Source organism: Bradyrhizobium sp. I1.14.4, from assembly GCF_050435825.1.
Taxonomy (GTDB): Bacteria; Pseudomonadota; Alphaproteobacteria; order Rhizobiales; family Xanthobacteraceae; genus Bradyrhizobium.
In genome coordinates this window covers 105,666-119,275 of the sequence record NZ_JBNDLA010000010.1, presented here as the reverse complement: position 1 = coordinate 119,275, position 13,610 = coordinate 105,666, and the positions used below count along the sequence as shown (strand labels likewise).

General features: G+C 63.9%; 14 protein-coding genes. 1 reads left to right on the top strand and 13 read right to left on the bottom strand.

What is annotated here, in order from left to right; all coding sequences use genetic code 11:
* Positions 1-100: 100 nt before the first annotated feature.
* From ABIB78_RS21330 to ABIB78_RS21290, 9 genes are all read right to left on the bottom strand, one after another.
* Positions 101-1,093 carry an ABC transporter ATP-binding protein gene (locus tag ABIB78_RS21330; RefSeq protein WP_429028217.1) on the bottom strand — a complete coding sequence of 331 codons (993 nt, stop codon included), beginning with the start codon at positions 1,091-1,093 and terminating at the stop codon, positions 101-103.
* Entirely contained in the window at positions 1,090-2,103 is a 1,014-nt protein-coding gene (locus ABIB78_RS21325) for an ABC transporter ATP-binding protein (protein WP_429028216.1), read from the bottom strand. The genes ABIB78_RS21330 and ABIB78_RS21325 overlap by 4 nt, the downstream gene beginning before the upstream one ends.
* Positions 2,103-2,996 carry an ABC transporter permease gene (locus ABIB78_RS21320; protein ID WP_429028214.1) on the bottom strand — a complete coding sequence of 298 codons (894 nt, stop codon included), beginning with the start codon at positions 2,994-2,996 and terminating at the stop codon, positions 2,103-2,105. The genes ABIB78_RS21325 and ABIB78_RS21320 overlap by 1 nt, the downstream gene beginning before the upstream one ends.
* Before the next feature lie 4 nt (positions 2,997-3,000).
* Complete coding sequence (locus tag ABIB78_RS21315) at positions 3,001-3,948, bottom strand: ABC transporter permease (RefSeq protein ID WP_429028212.1); 948 nt, start codon at positions 3,946-3,948, stop codon at positions 3,001-3,003.
* An 86-nt stretch (positions 3,949-4,034) separates the two neighbouring features.
* Complete coding sequence (locus ABIB78_RS21310) at positions 4,035-5,630, bottom strand: ABC transporter substrate-binding protein (RefSeq protein WP_429028209.1); 1,596 nt, start codon at positions 5,628-5,630, stop codon at positions 4,035-4,037.
* Positions 5,631-5,984: 354 nt separating this feature from the next.
* Positions 5,985-6,872 carry a TauD/TfdA dioxygenase family protein gene (locus ABIB78_RS21305; RefSeq protein ID WP_429028206.1) on the bottom strand — a complete coding sequence of 296 codons (888 nt, stop codon included), beginning with the start codon at positions 6,870-6,872 and terminating at the stop codon, positions 5,985-5,987.
* A 79-nt stretch (positions 6,873-6,951) separates the two neighbouring features.
* On the bottom strand, positions 6,952-7,650 hold the full coding sequence (locus tag ABIB78_RS21300; protein ID WP_429028204.1) for a DUF2270 domain-containing protein: 699 nt from the start codon (positions 7,648-7,650) through the stop codon (positions 6,952-6,954).
* A gap of 122 nt (positions 7,651-7,772) precedes the next feature.
* The gene (locus ABIB78_RS21295) at positions 7,773-9,323 is read right to left on the bottom strand and encodes an AMP-binding protein (RefSeq protein ID WP_429028202.1); all 1,551 of its coding nucleotides are present in this window, start codon (positions 9,321-9,323) and stop codon (positions 7,773-7,775) included.
* Positions 9,324-9,421: 98 nt separating this feature from the next.
* Positions 9,422-10,576, bottom strand: coding sequence for an iron-containing alcohol dehydrogenase (locus ABIB78_RS21290; protein ID WP_429028199.1), 1,155 nt, complete (start codon positions 10,574-10,576; stop codon positions 9,422-9,424).
* Between the two features lie 555 nt (positions 10,577-11,131).
* Between ABIB78_RS21290 and ABIB78_RS21285 the strand changes: the two genes are divergently transcribed.
* Positions 11,132-11,434 (top strand): DUF6916 family protein, encoded by a 303-nt coding sequence (locus ABIB78_RS21285; RefSeq protein WP_429028197.1) that lies wholly within the window; start codon positions 11,132-11,134, stop codon positions 11,432-11,434.
* Here the strand turns inward: ABIB78_RS21285 and ABIB78_RS21280 are convergent.
* Genes ABIB78_RS21280 through ABIB78_RS21265 form a run of 4 tightly spaced genes read right to left on the bottom strand, consistent with a single transcriptional unit; the run spans position 11,416 to position 13,564 of the window.
* Entirely contained in the window at positions 11,416-11,973 is a 558-nt protein-coding gene (locus ABIB78_RS21280; protein WP_429028195.1) for a GNAT family N-acetyltransferase, read from the bottom strand. The two genes, ABIB78_RS21285 and ABIB78_RS21280, sit on opposite strands and share 19 nt — an antisense overlap.
* Before the next feature lie 7 nt (positions 11,974-11,980).
* Positions 11,981-12,514 (bottom strand): phage tail protein, encoded by a 534-nt coding sequence (locus ABIB78_RS21275; protein ID WP_429028193.1) that lies wholly within the window; start codon positions 12,512-12,514, stop codon positions 11,981-11,983.
* A 12-nt stretch (positions 12,515-12,526) separates the two neighbouring features.
* Complete coding sequence (locus ABIB78_RS21270; protein WP_429028192.1) at positions 12,527-13,021, bottom strand: phage tail protein; 495 nt, start codon at positions 13,019-13,021, stop codon at positions 12,527-12,529.
* A 42-nt stretch (positions 13,022-13,063) separates the two neighbouring features.
* Positions 13,064-13,564, bottom strand: coding sequence for a phage tail protein (locus ABIB78_RS21265; RefSeq protein WP_429028190.1), 501 nt, complete (start codon positions 13,562-13,564; stop codon positions 13,064-13,066).
* Positions 13,565-13,610: the final 46 nt, after the last annotated feature.

The window sequence follows — 13,610 nt, the reverse complement described above, 5'->3', positions numbered from 1 at the left end:
CCACTGATGCTGATTGTTGAAGCGCGCTGGTGCCACGGCGTCGCGCGACGTTGAACAACCGCGGTTATGGGTCCCTGCTTTCGCAGGGACGACAGCGGAATCATTCTTTACGCCCAGTTCCGTCGTTCAGCCAGCAGGCGACCTGATGCGCCGTACCGGCCGCCTGCAGCGCCGGGCGTTCCGTCTTGCAGCGATCCATTGCGTAGCGGCAGCGGGTGTGGAAGGCGCAGCCCGAGGGCGGGTTGATCGGGCTCGGCACGTCGCCGTCGATCATCGGCGCGAGCCGCTTGGCCTTGGGGTCGGCGATCGGCACCGAGGCGAGCAGCGCCTGCGTGTAGGGGTGACGCGGGTTGGCGAACAGCTCGTGCTTGTCGGCGATCTCGACAATGCGGCCGAGATACATCACCGCGACGCGGTGGCTGATGTGCGCGACGACGGCGAGATCGTGCGCGATGAAGAGGTAGGAAAAGTTCTGCTTGCGCTGCAGGTCGATCAGCAGATTGATCACCTGCGCCTGGATCGAAACGTCGAGCGCGGACACCGGTTCGTCGCAAACGATCAGCCGCGGCCCAAGCGAAAGCGCGCGCGCGATGCAGATGCGCTGGCGCTGACCGCCGGAGAACTGGTGCGGGAAATTCTTCATCTGGTCGGGCCGGAGGCCGACCTGCTGAAACAACTCGGCGACGCGCTCCTGTTTCTTCGCGCCGGTTGCGATGCCGTGCACGATCAGGGGCTCGCCGACAATGTCGCCGGCGGTCATACGCGGGTTGAGCGAGGCGAACGGGTCCTGGAACACGATCTGCATCGAGCGGCGGTACGGCCGCAGCGCGGTCTTGCTGAGCGGCGCGATGTCCTCGCCATCGAGCTTGATCGCGCCGCTGGTCGGCTCCACCAGCCGCAGCACGGTGCGCGCCACCGTCGACTTGCCGCAGCCGGACTCGCCGACAAGTCCGAGCGTCTCGCCGGCGCCGAGCGCGAAGCTGACGCCGTCGACCGCGTGAACGGTGCCGACTTGCCGGCGCAGCACGCCACCGCGCACCGCGTAGTGCTTGACGAGATCGGTGACCTCGAGGAGCGGGCGATGCTCGGTCATGACGTCTCCGCGATCTCGCCGGCGCGCCAGCACGCTGCCCAGTGTTCATTTTTGACCTCGTCGAGCGGCGGATATTCCTGACGGCAGCGGTCGCTCGCGAGCCTGCAGCGCGGCGCGAAAGCGCAGCCGGGCGGCAGATTGGTCAGCGACGGCACCATGCCGGGAATTTCGGTCAGCCGGGCCTCGGTTTTCGCGCCGAGCGCGATCACCGCCGGCATCGAGGCCATCAGTCCGCGCGTGTAGGGATGCAGCGGATTTTCGAACAGCGCCTCGACGGTCGCTTCCTCGACCTTCTTGCCGGCATACATCACGATCACGCGCTGCGCGGTCTGCGCGACGACGCCGAGGTCATGGGTGATCAGGATCAGCCCGGTGCCGAGCCGCTTCTGCAAATCAACGATCAGCGCGAGGATCTGCGCCTGGATGGTGACGTCGAGCGCGGTGGTCGGCTCGTCCGCGATCAACAGCACCGGCCGGCACGCGAGCGCCATCGCGATCATGGCGCGCTGGCGCATGCCGCCGGAGAGTTGGTGCGGATACTCTTGCGCGCGGCGGTCCGGCTCCGGGATCCGCACCAGCCGCAGCATGTCGACCGCCTGCTTCCAGGCGTCCTTGCCGCTCATCCTCCGATGCAGGCGGACGGCCTCGGTGATCTGGTCGCCGATTCGCATCACCGGATTGAGCGAGGTCATCGGCTCCTGGAAGATCATCGAGATGCGGTTGCCCCTGATGTCGCGCATCGCGGCGTCGTCGAGCTTCAGCAGATCGGTGCCCTCGAGCGTCACCGAGCCGCCGACAATGCGGCCGGGCGGATCGGGCACCAGGCGCATGATCGAGAGCGCGCTGACGCTCTTGCCGCAGCCGGATTCGCCGACGATCGCCAGCGTCTCGCCGCGGCGGACCGAGAACGAGACATCGTCGACCGCGCGAAACAGGCCGGAGTTCGTGAAGAACACCGTCTGCAGGTTCTTCACGTCGAGAACCGTCTCTGCCGGAATAGCCTCGCTCATCAGCCGCGCTGCCTCGGATCGAGAATGTCGCGCAGCGCGTCGCCGAACAGATTGGTGCCGAACACCGCGAGACTGATGGCAATGCCGGGGAAGATCACCAGCCACGGCGCGGTCCTGACATATTCGGCGGCGGATTCCGACAGCATGCGGCCCCAGGAGGGATAGGGTTCGGGAATACCTAGGCCGAGGAACGACAGCGACGCTTCGGTCAGGATGGTCGAGCCGAGCTGCGCAGTGGCCAGCACGATCAAAGGTGCGATGGTGTTCGGCAGCACGTGGCGCAGCGCGATCCGCGTCTCGCTCATGCCGATCGATTTGGCGGCTTCCACGAACGGCTGCTCGCGCAGCGCCAGCGTGTTGGCGCGGATCACGCGGGCAACCGTCGGAATCAAGGGGATGGCGATGGCAAGGATCACGTTCGGCAACGAGGGGCCGAGTGCGGCCGTCATCACGAGCGCGAGCACCAGCAGCGGCAGCGATTGCAGGATGTCGGTCACGCGCTGGAACACGAGGTCGACCCAGCCGGAGAGATAGCCGGAGGTGAGACCCACGATCACGCCGAGCGTGGCGCCCAAGGTCGTGGAGCCGATGCCGACCGCAAGCGAGATCCGCGCGCCATGGACGATCCGGCTCCAGACGTCGCGGCCGAAGGAGTCGGTGCCGAACCAGTGCAGCGCCGAGGGTGCGGCAAGCCTGTGTGCGGAATCGACACTGAGCGGATCGTAGCGGCTGATGACGTTGGCGAAGATCGCGGTCAGCACGAACAGCAGCATGATGATCAGGCCGATGGTGCCGAGCACATGGCGCTGTGCGAGGAACGCAAACCGTCCCCAGCCGCCGGTCGCATTGGCTCCGGCGCGTCGCAGTTCGCTCTCGAAGTTGATCGTTGCCACGCGCTCAGTCTCCGAACCGGATGCGCGGATCGATTGCCGCATACAGCATGTCGACGATGAAGTTCACGACCACCACGACCACCGCGATGAACATCACGAGGTTCTGCACGATCGGGTAATCGCGCCAGCGCAGCGCCTCGACCAGGAAGCGGGCGATGCCGGGGATGTTGAACACCGTCTCGGTGACGATCAAGCCGCCGATCAGGAACGCGGCCTCGATGCCGATCACGGTGATGACCGGCAGCACCGCGTTCTTCAGTGCGTGATGGTAGTTCACGGAGGCCTCGGAGGCGCCCTTGGCGCGCGCGGTCCGGATGTAGTCCTGGCGCAGGATCTCCAGCATCGACGAGCGGGTGATGCGCATGGTCAGCGCCGCGCTGCGGAAACCGACCGCCATCGCCGGCACCGCATAGATGGTCAGCGCCTCGAGCCAGGTCTTCGGGTTCGGATTGAAGATCGGCATGGTGCCGAACAGCGAGACCGAGGCCATCAGGATCAGCAGGCCAAGCCAGAATGACGGCAGCGACAGGCCGCTGAGGCTGACGACGCGCAGCGCATAATCGAGCTTTGAGCCCTGGCGCACGGCGCTGATCACGCCGAGCGGAATGCCGATCGAGGCGGAGAACAGCAGCGCCAGTCCCGCGAGCCGCGCGGTGATCGGAATCCGCGGCAGGATCTCCTCCAGCGCCGGCTTTTCCGAGACATAGGAATAGCCGAGATCGCCGTGCAGCAGGCCGCCGATCCAATGCAGATACTGGATCACGATCGGCTGGCTGAGACCAAGCTCGCGCTCGAGATTGGCCTTGTCGGCGGGATCGACGAAGCCCGCGGCGTCGAACAGGATATCGACGATGTTGCCGGGAACGACGCGCAGCAGCACGAAGATAATGACCGAGATCCCGAACAGGGTCACGAGCATCAGGAACAGCCGCCGCACGATATAGGCAAACACCCTGGCCCTCTCCCTGATCTCGAATCTTCTCTTGACGCGTTTTCTTGACGCGAACCGGTATCCACTTCGCTCGAAAACGCTTCGCGCTACTTGTCCAGCCAGACGTCTTCGTAGCGATAGCCGTTATAGGAGCTGTTGGACATGATCGTGACATTCTTCACGTAAGGCTGCCAGCAGGTGCCGGTGCGGGCATGGAAGATGATCGGACGCGCGACGTCTTCCTGCAGCTTCTTGTCGATCTCCCAGACCAGCTTCTTGCGCTTGTCGATGTTGGTCTCCTCGGACTGCTGGTCGAACAGCTTCTCGATGTCCTTGTTGCAATAGTTGGTGTAGTTCCGCTCCGAGCCGCAGGCGTAGTTTTCGTAGAAGGACTGGTCGGGCTCGTCGACGGCGTTGCCGGTGAGATTGAGGCCGAGCGAATAGTCCTTGCGTGCGATCTTCGGGAACCATTGTGCGGTGTCGACGACGTCGAGCTCGGCATCGATATAGATGCTCTTGATCTGGTCGATCAGGATGATCGCGGGATCGCGGTAGACCGCAATGTTGCGGGTCGACACCTTGATATGCAGATGCTTGTCCGGGCCGTAGCCCGCCTTCTGCATCAGCTTGCGAGCTTCCTCGCGGTTCTTCTCGATGTCGGGACCGTAGCCGGGAATCTGCTCCAGCATGTCCTTCGGCATCGCCCACAGGCCGTCCGGCGCCGGCTCCATGGTACCGCCGATGTCGCCTTGCCCCTCGAACATGATCTGGATGAACGCCTTGCGGTCGAGCGCCAGCGCCAGCGCGCGGCGGATGTCGATATTGTCGAATGGCGGTCCGCTCGAATTGATGATGATGTTTGTGGAGACGTTGTTCGGTTCCACCACGCAGACCGCATTGGGTGCCTGCGACTTGACGTCCTTAAGCAACGGGATCGAGACCTCGGTCGGGAACGTCATGTCGAACCTGCCCGAGACGAAGCCCAGGATCGCCGTCGAGCGGTTGGTGATGATGGTGAATTCGATGCCGTCGAGATAGGGCAGGCTCTTCTTGAAGTAGTCGGGGTTTTTCGTGAGTTTGATCGATTCGTTGGCCTTGAACTCGACGAACTTGAACGGCCCGGTGCCGACCGGCTTGGTGCGCATCTCCGCCGGCGACACGTGGCAGGGGTAGACCGGCGAATAGCCCGAGGCGAGCAGCGACAGCAGCGCGGGCTGTGGCCGTTTCAGCTTGAACGACGCTTCATAATCCCCGTTTGTCGTGACCTCGTCGACCTGGTCGTACCAGGACTTGCGCGGGTTCTGCCGAAATTTCTGCTGCGACTTGCCCATCAGCATGTCGAAGGTGCACTTGACGTCGGCCGCGGTGAACGGCTTGCCGTCGTGCCATTTCACGTCCTTGCGCAGCTTGAAGGTCAGCGTCTTGTTGTCGCCGCTCCAGGCCCAGCTTTCCGCAAGCTCCGGCCGGATCGTGCTGGCGCTGTTCTGCGCGATGTGCTGGTCGAAGATGACGAGGTTGTTGAAGATCGGCATGAACGGAATGTTCACCGAATAGGTCGCGCCCTCGTGGATCGAGGCGCTGCCGGGGCTGTCGCGGTGATAGATCCTGAAGATGCCGCCGGATTTCGGCTCGGCTGCGCGTGAAACGTCGCTGATGGTCAGCACAGACAACACCGCGACGGCCAGCGCTTGCACGCTCCGCATGGTCCCCTCCCACATGTCGGTCTCAATGGCCGATTGGCATCGACGATACCACGGTGAGCCTGTCGGGCAACCGGCGAGGGTCGTGAAGGGATTGGCAATTGGGATGACGCCAGAACATTAAAATTTCCAAGAGCCGGGAATAATGGCTGTGTTCGCGGGGAACTCAGCTTGTTTTGCTATGCGTAGACTAGTCTCCGTTCGAGTTCGATTGGCAACGCAGATGTGGGCGGTGTGATACGGTCCGCAATCAGCGACAGTTTGTCGCCGATCGTCAGTGTCGCCGCCGGCTCGTTGCCCGTCCATCCTACGAGACGCGCTTCGCGCTCAGGATGACGGTTCAGCAGAAACATCGCCTTACTCCGCCGCCTGCGGTGAGAGCAGGTGCATGTTCGCGACACCATCGGCCTCGGTTGCCGAGATCGTGGTGCGGATCATCAGGCGGCCCTCATGCGCCGGCCAGGGGCGGCCGCGATGCATGGTGGCGCGGTTGTCCCACATCACGACGTCGCCCTGTTTCCATTGATGCAGATAGCTGACGCCGGGCGCGGTCGCAGCTTCGGTCAATTGCTCGATCATCGCCTTGCCGGCGTCGGCATCCATGCCCTCGACGCCATAGGCATGGGAGGCAAGATACAGCGCGCCGCGGCCGTTGACCGGATTGCGCCAGACCATGCGCCAGCACACCGGCGGCAGCGCATCGACTTCCTCAGTCGTGGCGAGGCCTGTGGCGACCTTGCTGCGCGAATGCGCGTAGGAGTGCCAGGCGAACGAGTTCTCCAGCCGCTTTGCCGTATCCTTGTCGAGCCGCTCGAAGGCAAGCCGCATCGAGACGAATTCGGTCTCGCCGCCATGTTCGGGGATGATGCGCGCGGACAGGATCGAGGTCAGCGCCGGCACGCGCTTGAAGGAGGAATCGGTGTGCCAGAGCTGGTTGGCCCTGGCGCGCAGCTGCTGCCGGTGGTCCGACGGAACCACCGTGCCGTCGGGCCCGAAGGTCGAGAGGATCACAAAATGCGAGCCGGTGCCCATTGAGCCCACCTTGGTCACCTCGGGCGGGCCGAAGCGGCGCGAGAAGGCAAGCTGGATGTCGTCGGTGACCACCTGGCCGCGGAACACCAGCACCGAATGTTCCTCGAACGCCGCGCGCACTGCCGCATAGGCAGCGTCGCTGGCGGCAACATCCGACAGCGTGACGCCGCGCAGTTCGGCGCCGAAGCCCGGTCGCAGCGGGATCACTTCCATTGGCAGGTCCTCCCTGAGTTTTCTTGTTGATGTGAGGCTAGGGGAAAAGCCCGCCATCGGCAACGCGACCCGCAGTGCCTCACCCCATTGCGATCAGATTGTGCCGCGTACGCCGGTCGGCGATCTCCATGCGATGCGTGACGAATGCGAACAGCGCCCAGCTGGAATGGAAGGCGATGCCGGCGAGAACCACGATGGTTCCAGGAATCGGACCGATCGAGGCGCGGTCCCAGATCGCGCTCACCGCGGTCAGCGGCAGCGGATGGATCGCAAGCTTGCCGTAATAGGCGATGGCCTGGATCGCGAAGATCCAGCCGTAGGTCCGGCGCAGCCGCCGGCCGATCGCCCTGATATAGCTGATGTGGTAGCTCGGGTTGCGGTAGTCGTTGGCCAGCAGCTCGGTCCAGGGCGAATTCGGTAAAGGACCTTCGCCCCGAATCATCGGCGCGTAGAAGTCGGTTTCGAGCAACCGGGCGCGGGCGCGCCAGACGTTGAAATAGCGGTAGCGCCGCGCCTCGAACAACAGGAATACGGTCACGAGCAGCCCGACCAGCACCATCGGCAGTGGCGAGGCCTCCGCGCTGCTGTAGGTCGCCGACAGCGCGATCCCGGTCGTGACCACCGCCCAGTTGGTCGAGCTGTCGAGGCGGGTGCGCCATACCGTACTGCGGTAGACTTCGCCACGATAGAGATGGGCAAGCGCACCGATCTCGGCGGCGGTGAATTCGAGCCTTCGGGCCGGTAGCGACTCCGGCTCGCGCGGCTGGGGCGACGGCATGGCGGCCTCCGGCGAAGCTGGCTTGCGGGCGCAAAGCATAGCGCGAAATCAGCACAACGGGCGAGTCCGTTGCGCGCCGGCGCTTGCCCGATCGGATCGGCCCGGCCCGCTGCATCGGCGGCTCACACGATCCGCGAGGTCTTGTTGCCCCAATAGCGGTCGCGCAGCAAGCGTTTGTAGAGCTTTCCGGTCGGCAGCCGTGGCAGCTCGGCCTCGAAATCCACCGAGCGCGGCACCTTCTGGCGCGACAGCGCGCTTGCACAGAACGCGATCAGTTCCTCCGCGAGCTCCGGCCCGGGCGCGATGCCGTCAACCGGCTGCACCACCGCCTTCACCTCCTCGCCGAGATCGACATTGGGCACGCCGAACACCGCGGCGTCGGCAACCTTCGGATGGGTGATCAACAAATTCTCGCATTCCTGCGGGTAGATGTTGACGCCGCCGGAGATGATCATGAAGGTGGCGCGATCGGTGAGATAGAGGAAGTTGTCATCGTCGATATAGCCGACGTCGCCGACCGTGCTCATGCTGCCGTCCGGCGAGCGTGCCTCGCTGGTCTTGGCCGGATCGTTGAAATATTCGAACGGCGTGGCGGTCTTGAACCACACGGTGCCCGGGGTGCCTTTCGGGCAGGGCTGCATGTTCTCGTCGAGGATATGCAGGTCGCCGAGGAGCACCTTGCCGACGGTGCCGCGATGCGCGAGCCATTCCTCGCTGTTGCAGGCGGTGAAGCCGAGGCCTTCCGTCGCGCCGTAATATTCGTGGATGATCGGGCCCCACCATTTGATCATGGCGTCCTTGACGAGCGCCGGGCAGGGCGCGGCGGCATGGATCGCGATCTCGAGCGTCGACAGATCGTAGCGGGTGCGAACCTCCTCGGGCAGCTTGAGCAGGCGCGAAAACATGGTCGGCACCAGCTGGCTGTGGGTGATGCCCCATTTCTGCACCAGCTCGAGATAGCGCTCGGGATCAAAACTCTCCATGATGACGACAGTGCCGCCCATGCGGATGGTGAGATTGACCGCCGCTTGCGGCGCCGAGTGGTAGAGCGGCGCCGGCGAGAGGTAGACCATGCCCTCGCGGTAGTGCCAGAGCTTGGTCAGGAAATCGAACAGCGGAAGGTTTTGCGACGGCGGCTGTTCCGGCAGCGGCCGCACGATGCCTTTCGGCCGGCCGGTCGTGCCGGAGGAATAGAGCATCGCGGTGCCCGCATATTCGTCCGCGATCGGGGTTGACGGCAGGCCGGCGATGACCTCTCGCAGCCCGACGATGCGCTCGCTCTCGCCCTCGCCGTCGACCACGATGCAGAGCTCAACCAGCGGGCACTCCTTCAGCGCCTCGCGTGCGATGTCGAGCTTCAGCTTCGAGGTGATCAGGATCCGCGACTGGCTGTTGGTCAGGATGTAGGCGAGCTCGCTTGGGGTGAGGAAGGAATTGACGCAGGTGAAATAGAGGCCCGCGCGCTCGCCTGCGCCGCAGGCCTCGAGGTAGCGGTTGTTGTTCTCCGTGAAGATCGAATAGTGGTCGAGCCGCCGCAGGCCCTGCTTGCGGAACAAATGGGCGAGGCGGTTGCATCGCGCCTCCAACTCGCGATAGGTGACGATCTCGCCGGTCCCGGCCATGATGAAGGCGGGTTGCAGCGGGCGCAGGTAAGCGTGCTTGCCGGTGTACATCGAACTTTATTTCCCCCTCGGTCGCGGCTTGATCATGCTCTCATCTTTTTGAGCATGATCCTTTCGGAAAACCGGTTTCCACTTTTCCGGATCATGCTTCAGGCGGCCATCACCAGAATCTCGCGAACCTGGGATGGACCATCGATCTTGCGCGGATTGCGCGGCACCCAGGGCGTTCGCATCGCTTGCGTTGCGATACGGTCGAAATGTTCGGGGCCGACGTGCACCTCCCTCAGGCTGCGCGGCATGCCGAGGTCGCGGATGAAGCGATCGAGCACGTCGCCGGCGTCTGCGCCAGGATGCCCCATCGCGGCTGCGACCACCGCCTGGCGGTCGGCATTGTCGCGCTTGTTCCAGCGCATCACCGCAGGCAGCATCACGCAGGAGGTGTAGCCATGCGGGACGTCGAATTCGGCGCCGAGCACGTAGCCGATGCCGTGGCTCGCGCCCATCGGCACGCCCGAGGCAAGCGGGCCGGTCGAGAGCCAGGTGCCGATCTGGCAATCCATCCGCGCCGAGATATCCTTCGGATCCGCCTTCACCCGCGGCAGGCCCTGTGCCAGCATCTCGAGCCCTTTCAGCGCCTGCGCGTCGCCGTAAGGATGCGCCTCGCGCGAGCAGATGCCCTCGACGCAATGGTCGACAGCGCGGATGCCGGTCGACAGGAACAGCCAGTCCGGTGTGTATACCGACAGTTCCGGATCGAGGATGGTGGCGCGCGGCATTACCAGGGGATGGCGCAGCATCTCCTTCTGCCGCTTGGCTTCGTTGGTGACGCCCGCGATCGACGAGAATTCGCCGCCGGCGATCGTGGTCGGCACGCTGATCTGGCGCACGGTCGGCGCGTTCATCTCCGGCGCGACGCCGCCATGGGTGCGGATCGTGTCGATGCCGTCGGATGTGGTGACGTTGTTGGCGAGGCAAAGCTGCACCGCCTTGGCGCCATCGGTGATCGAGCCACCGCCGATGGTGACGATCAGGTCGGCCTTCGCGGCGCGAGCCTGTTCCGCCGCCGCGATCACCGCGGCGCGCGGCGTGTGCGCCGGCATTTTGTCGAAGATGCCGACACAGCGGGAACCAAGTGCCCGGCGGACTTTCTCGATCTCGTCGGTCTCGCGGTTCAGCGTGCCCGACACCATCAGAAAGGCGCGCTCTGCGCCAAGCCGGTCCAGTTGCTCGACGACCGCCTCAGCGGCCGGGCGCCCGAACACGACTTCGTCCATGGCGCCGAATACCACACGGCCTCGATGCACGCGGCTGTCCTCCCTCAAAATGGTCCGCCTTGCTGGCGGTCCTTTGCGGGGAGGTTAGCGGAGGAAATCGGGGCCGTCATCAGTCCTCCCGCCGGTGGTTTGGTACGGTCGTGCCGTCCGTTCCACCGTCGTCACCCGCGAAAGCGGGCGATCCAGTATTCCAGAGACGTTTGAGTTCAACCTGCGCGGCGTACTGGATCGCCCGGCTCGACCGGGCGATGACAGGTTCGCTGGGGACGCAGCTTCGCAGCCTCGCGACGCGACGCGTCCGAGTCTTGCGTTTACTTGTCCCTCCGGTTGAACAGAGGGCGCAGGGAAAGCCGGGTGCCGATCGCACCCATGGGCCTGTGCAACAAAAAAGCACAGGGCTAGGACCACAGGTGTAACCGGAAACGACCCGGCTTTCCCTGCGCGGAGCGATTGGCAGAATGGATTCCGGGTTCAGCCTCGCATGCCCCGGAATGACGACGAGATCCGAGAACGGCCGCCCGGCAGAAATCTTGACGGCGGCGTTGCGGGCTATGTTACACCTGTGAAACCAACCGGGACGTGCGCATGACATCCACCGTCGATCTGGCGAAATTGCATATTGATGACTTCAGGTCGCATCAGGACGCGGAATTCGAGATGCAGACGGCGGATCACGTCGTGGCGCTGAAACTCGCCAAGGTCGAGCCGGCAGGCAACAGCGGCCGGCCGGGCGGCGCGTTCTCGCTGCTGTTCGCGGGGCCGAAGGGCGCGTGGCTGTCGCAGGCGATCTATCCGGTGCGGCATCCGGCGCTCGGCGTGATGGAGATTTTTCTGGTGCCGATCGGCCCCCTCGGAGACGGCAACGGCTATCAGGCGATCTTCACCTGATGGTCCAGAGCGCCTGGTGCGCGCCAGCGCATCAGGTCGTAGACGCCTTTGTCCTCCTCGGTGACGAAGCCGAGCCGGCGATAGAGTTGCATCGCCGGGTTGAGCTTCTCGACATGGATCGAGACGTCCTTGCCGACGGCGGCCGCCTCGTCCATCGCGTCGCGCAACAGAGCCTCGCCATAGCCCTTGCCGCGGTATGCCGGCATGAAGGCGATGTCGATGATGCGGTGCTGGCTCGGCCAGCGCTCGACGTAGAATCTGCCGATGTCGTCTTCCTCGCGCGTGATCACCAGCCAGTCGGCGTTCGGATAGAACTGCTGGTAATGCGCATGCTGGGCGTGGAATTGCTGCCCGAGAAAGGCAGCCTTATCCGCCTCGCTCCACGGCACCGCCGCCAGCTCCTCGGCGCGCGTCGAGGCATAGAGCCGGCTGAGGAACGCAAGATCGGCCTCTGACAGCCGACGAAAGCCGCAACCGGCTTGAGCTGCACGCGCCCAGCCGAACGCGGGCGTGCCAGTGGCGGGAACGTCGAGCGTCAAAGCGATCTCAGCCCCGTGGCGGGAACACGCCCTCCAGTGCGATGCAGAAATTCAAGGTGAGGTATGGCTGCATGTTGTTGTGCGGCTGGCTGCCGCCCGTCATGCCGATCATGGCAGCGTTCATCTGCGTCAACGATGGCGCCGGGCTCCCGGGCACATAGGCGAAGGCGTCTTTCGATTTGCCGAGGATGCGGGTCAGACTCGGGACCTGGACGTCGGCGACGTCCTGCGTGCCGACGTTCACGAGGTGGTTGTGAAGCGGTATCTCGGTTTGCAGCAGCGTCACCGAGGTCGAGCCGCCGGTCTCTCCGAGGTCATACAACGACAGCCCGGGACCCTGTCCAGGCGCCATCGGCGCGTTGCCCTGCATGTTGGGAAGCGCGAAGGTCGACTTGCCGTCGCCGCCATAGGTGGTACCGAGCAGCGAGAACAGCGCCGTATTCTGCGAAATCGGCAACAGCTGACCGTTGCAGAAGGCCCAGCCCTTGGGCGCGAAGTTGAACGGAAAAATGCGAATCTCGGCGACGTAGGGTTCGGCCATGTTGTCGCGCTCCTAGCTCTGGGTCGGGTAGATGCCGAACAGCGAAATGATGAAGCTGACGCACAGGAACGGCTGCAAATTATCATGCGGCAGGTTTCCGCCCGTGTTCGTCAGCATTCCATTCGCCATCGGGCCGTCGGGCGGCTGGCCGTCGATGTACATGGCGATCGTGCCCGATGTCTGATCGAGAATATTTCCCTGCGGGTTCTGCCCGGTGCTGGTTTGCGTCGAGGCGATGAAGGCGTGCGAATGCTGCGGGATCGTCTGTACCGTGAGCGTTACGTTTTCGACGCCGCCGTTCTGCCCGATGAGATAGCTCGTGCCGCTGCTGGCGGTGCCCATATGAAGCGGCAGACGGCCGCGCAGATCGGGGAGTGCGAAGGACGACTGGCCGTCGCCGCCATAGGTGGTGCCGATCAGATTGAACAGCACGTCGTACTGGGAGATCGCCAACAAGCTGCCGTCACAGAAATTCCATCCCGCCGGGGCGAAATTGCCGCCGAACATACGGATCTCGCCTACAAAAGGTTGTGGCATCGATGCTTCTCGTCAGTTCTGCGAGGGGAAAATGCCCTGGAGGGCAATGCTGAAATTGATCGTCAGGAACGGTTGCATGTTTTGGTGGGCCTGACTGCCGCCGACATTACCCACGGTCGCGGGATTGAGCGTGGTGATGTTGGTCATCGACGTGCTGTAGCCGTTGTTGAAGGCGCCGAGATAGGCGCCCGAATCGATCGGCGTGCTGCCGTTGCTGTTGGTGGCGTTGGCCAAATGATTGTGCTGCGCCATTTCGTTCAGCGTAAGCGTATGGCCCTCCTCGCCGGCACGTTGCCCCAGTGTTTGGCCATTGCCCATATGGGTCGGTACCCGGCCCCGCAAGTCGGGCAGGCCAAAGGTAACGCGTCCGTCGCCGCCATAGGTCGTGCCCAGCAACGAGAACAGCGCCTGATTCTGATTGATCGGAAGCAGCTGACCGTTGCAAAGCGCCCAACCCTTTGGCGCAAAGTTGAACGACATCATGCGGATTTCGGAAAGAAACGGATCGGCCATCGGTCCTCCGCGAATACGTCGTATGATTTGTAAAGAATACGAGACA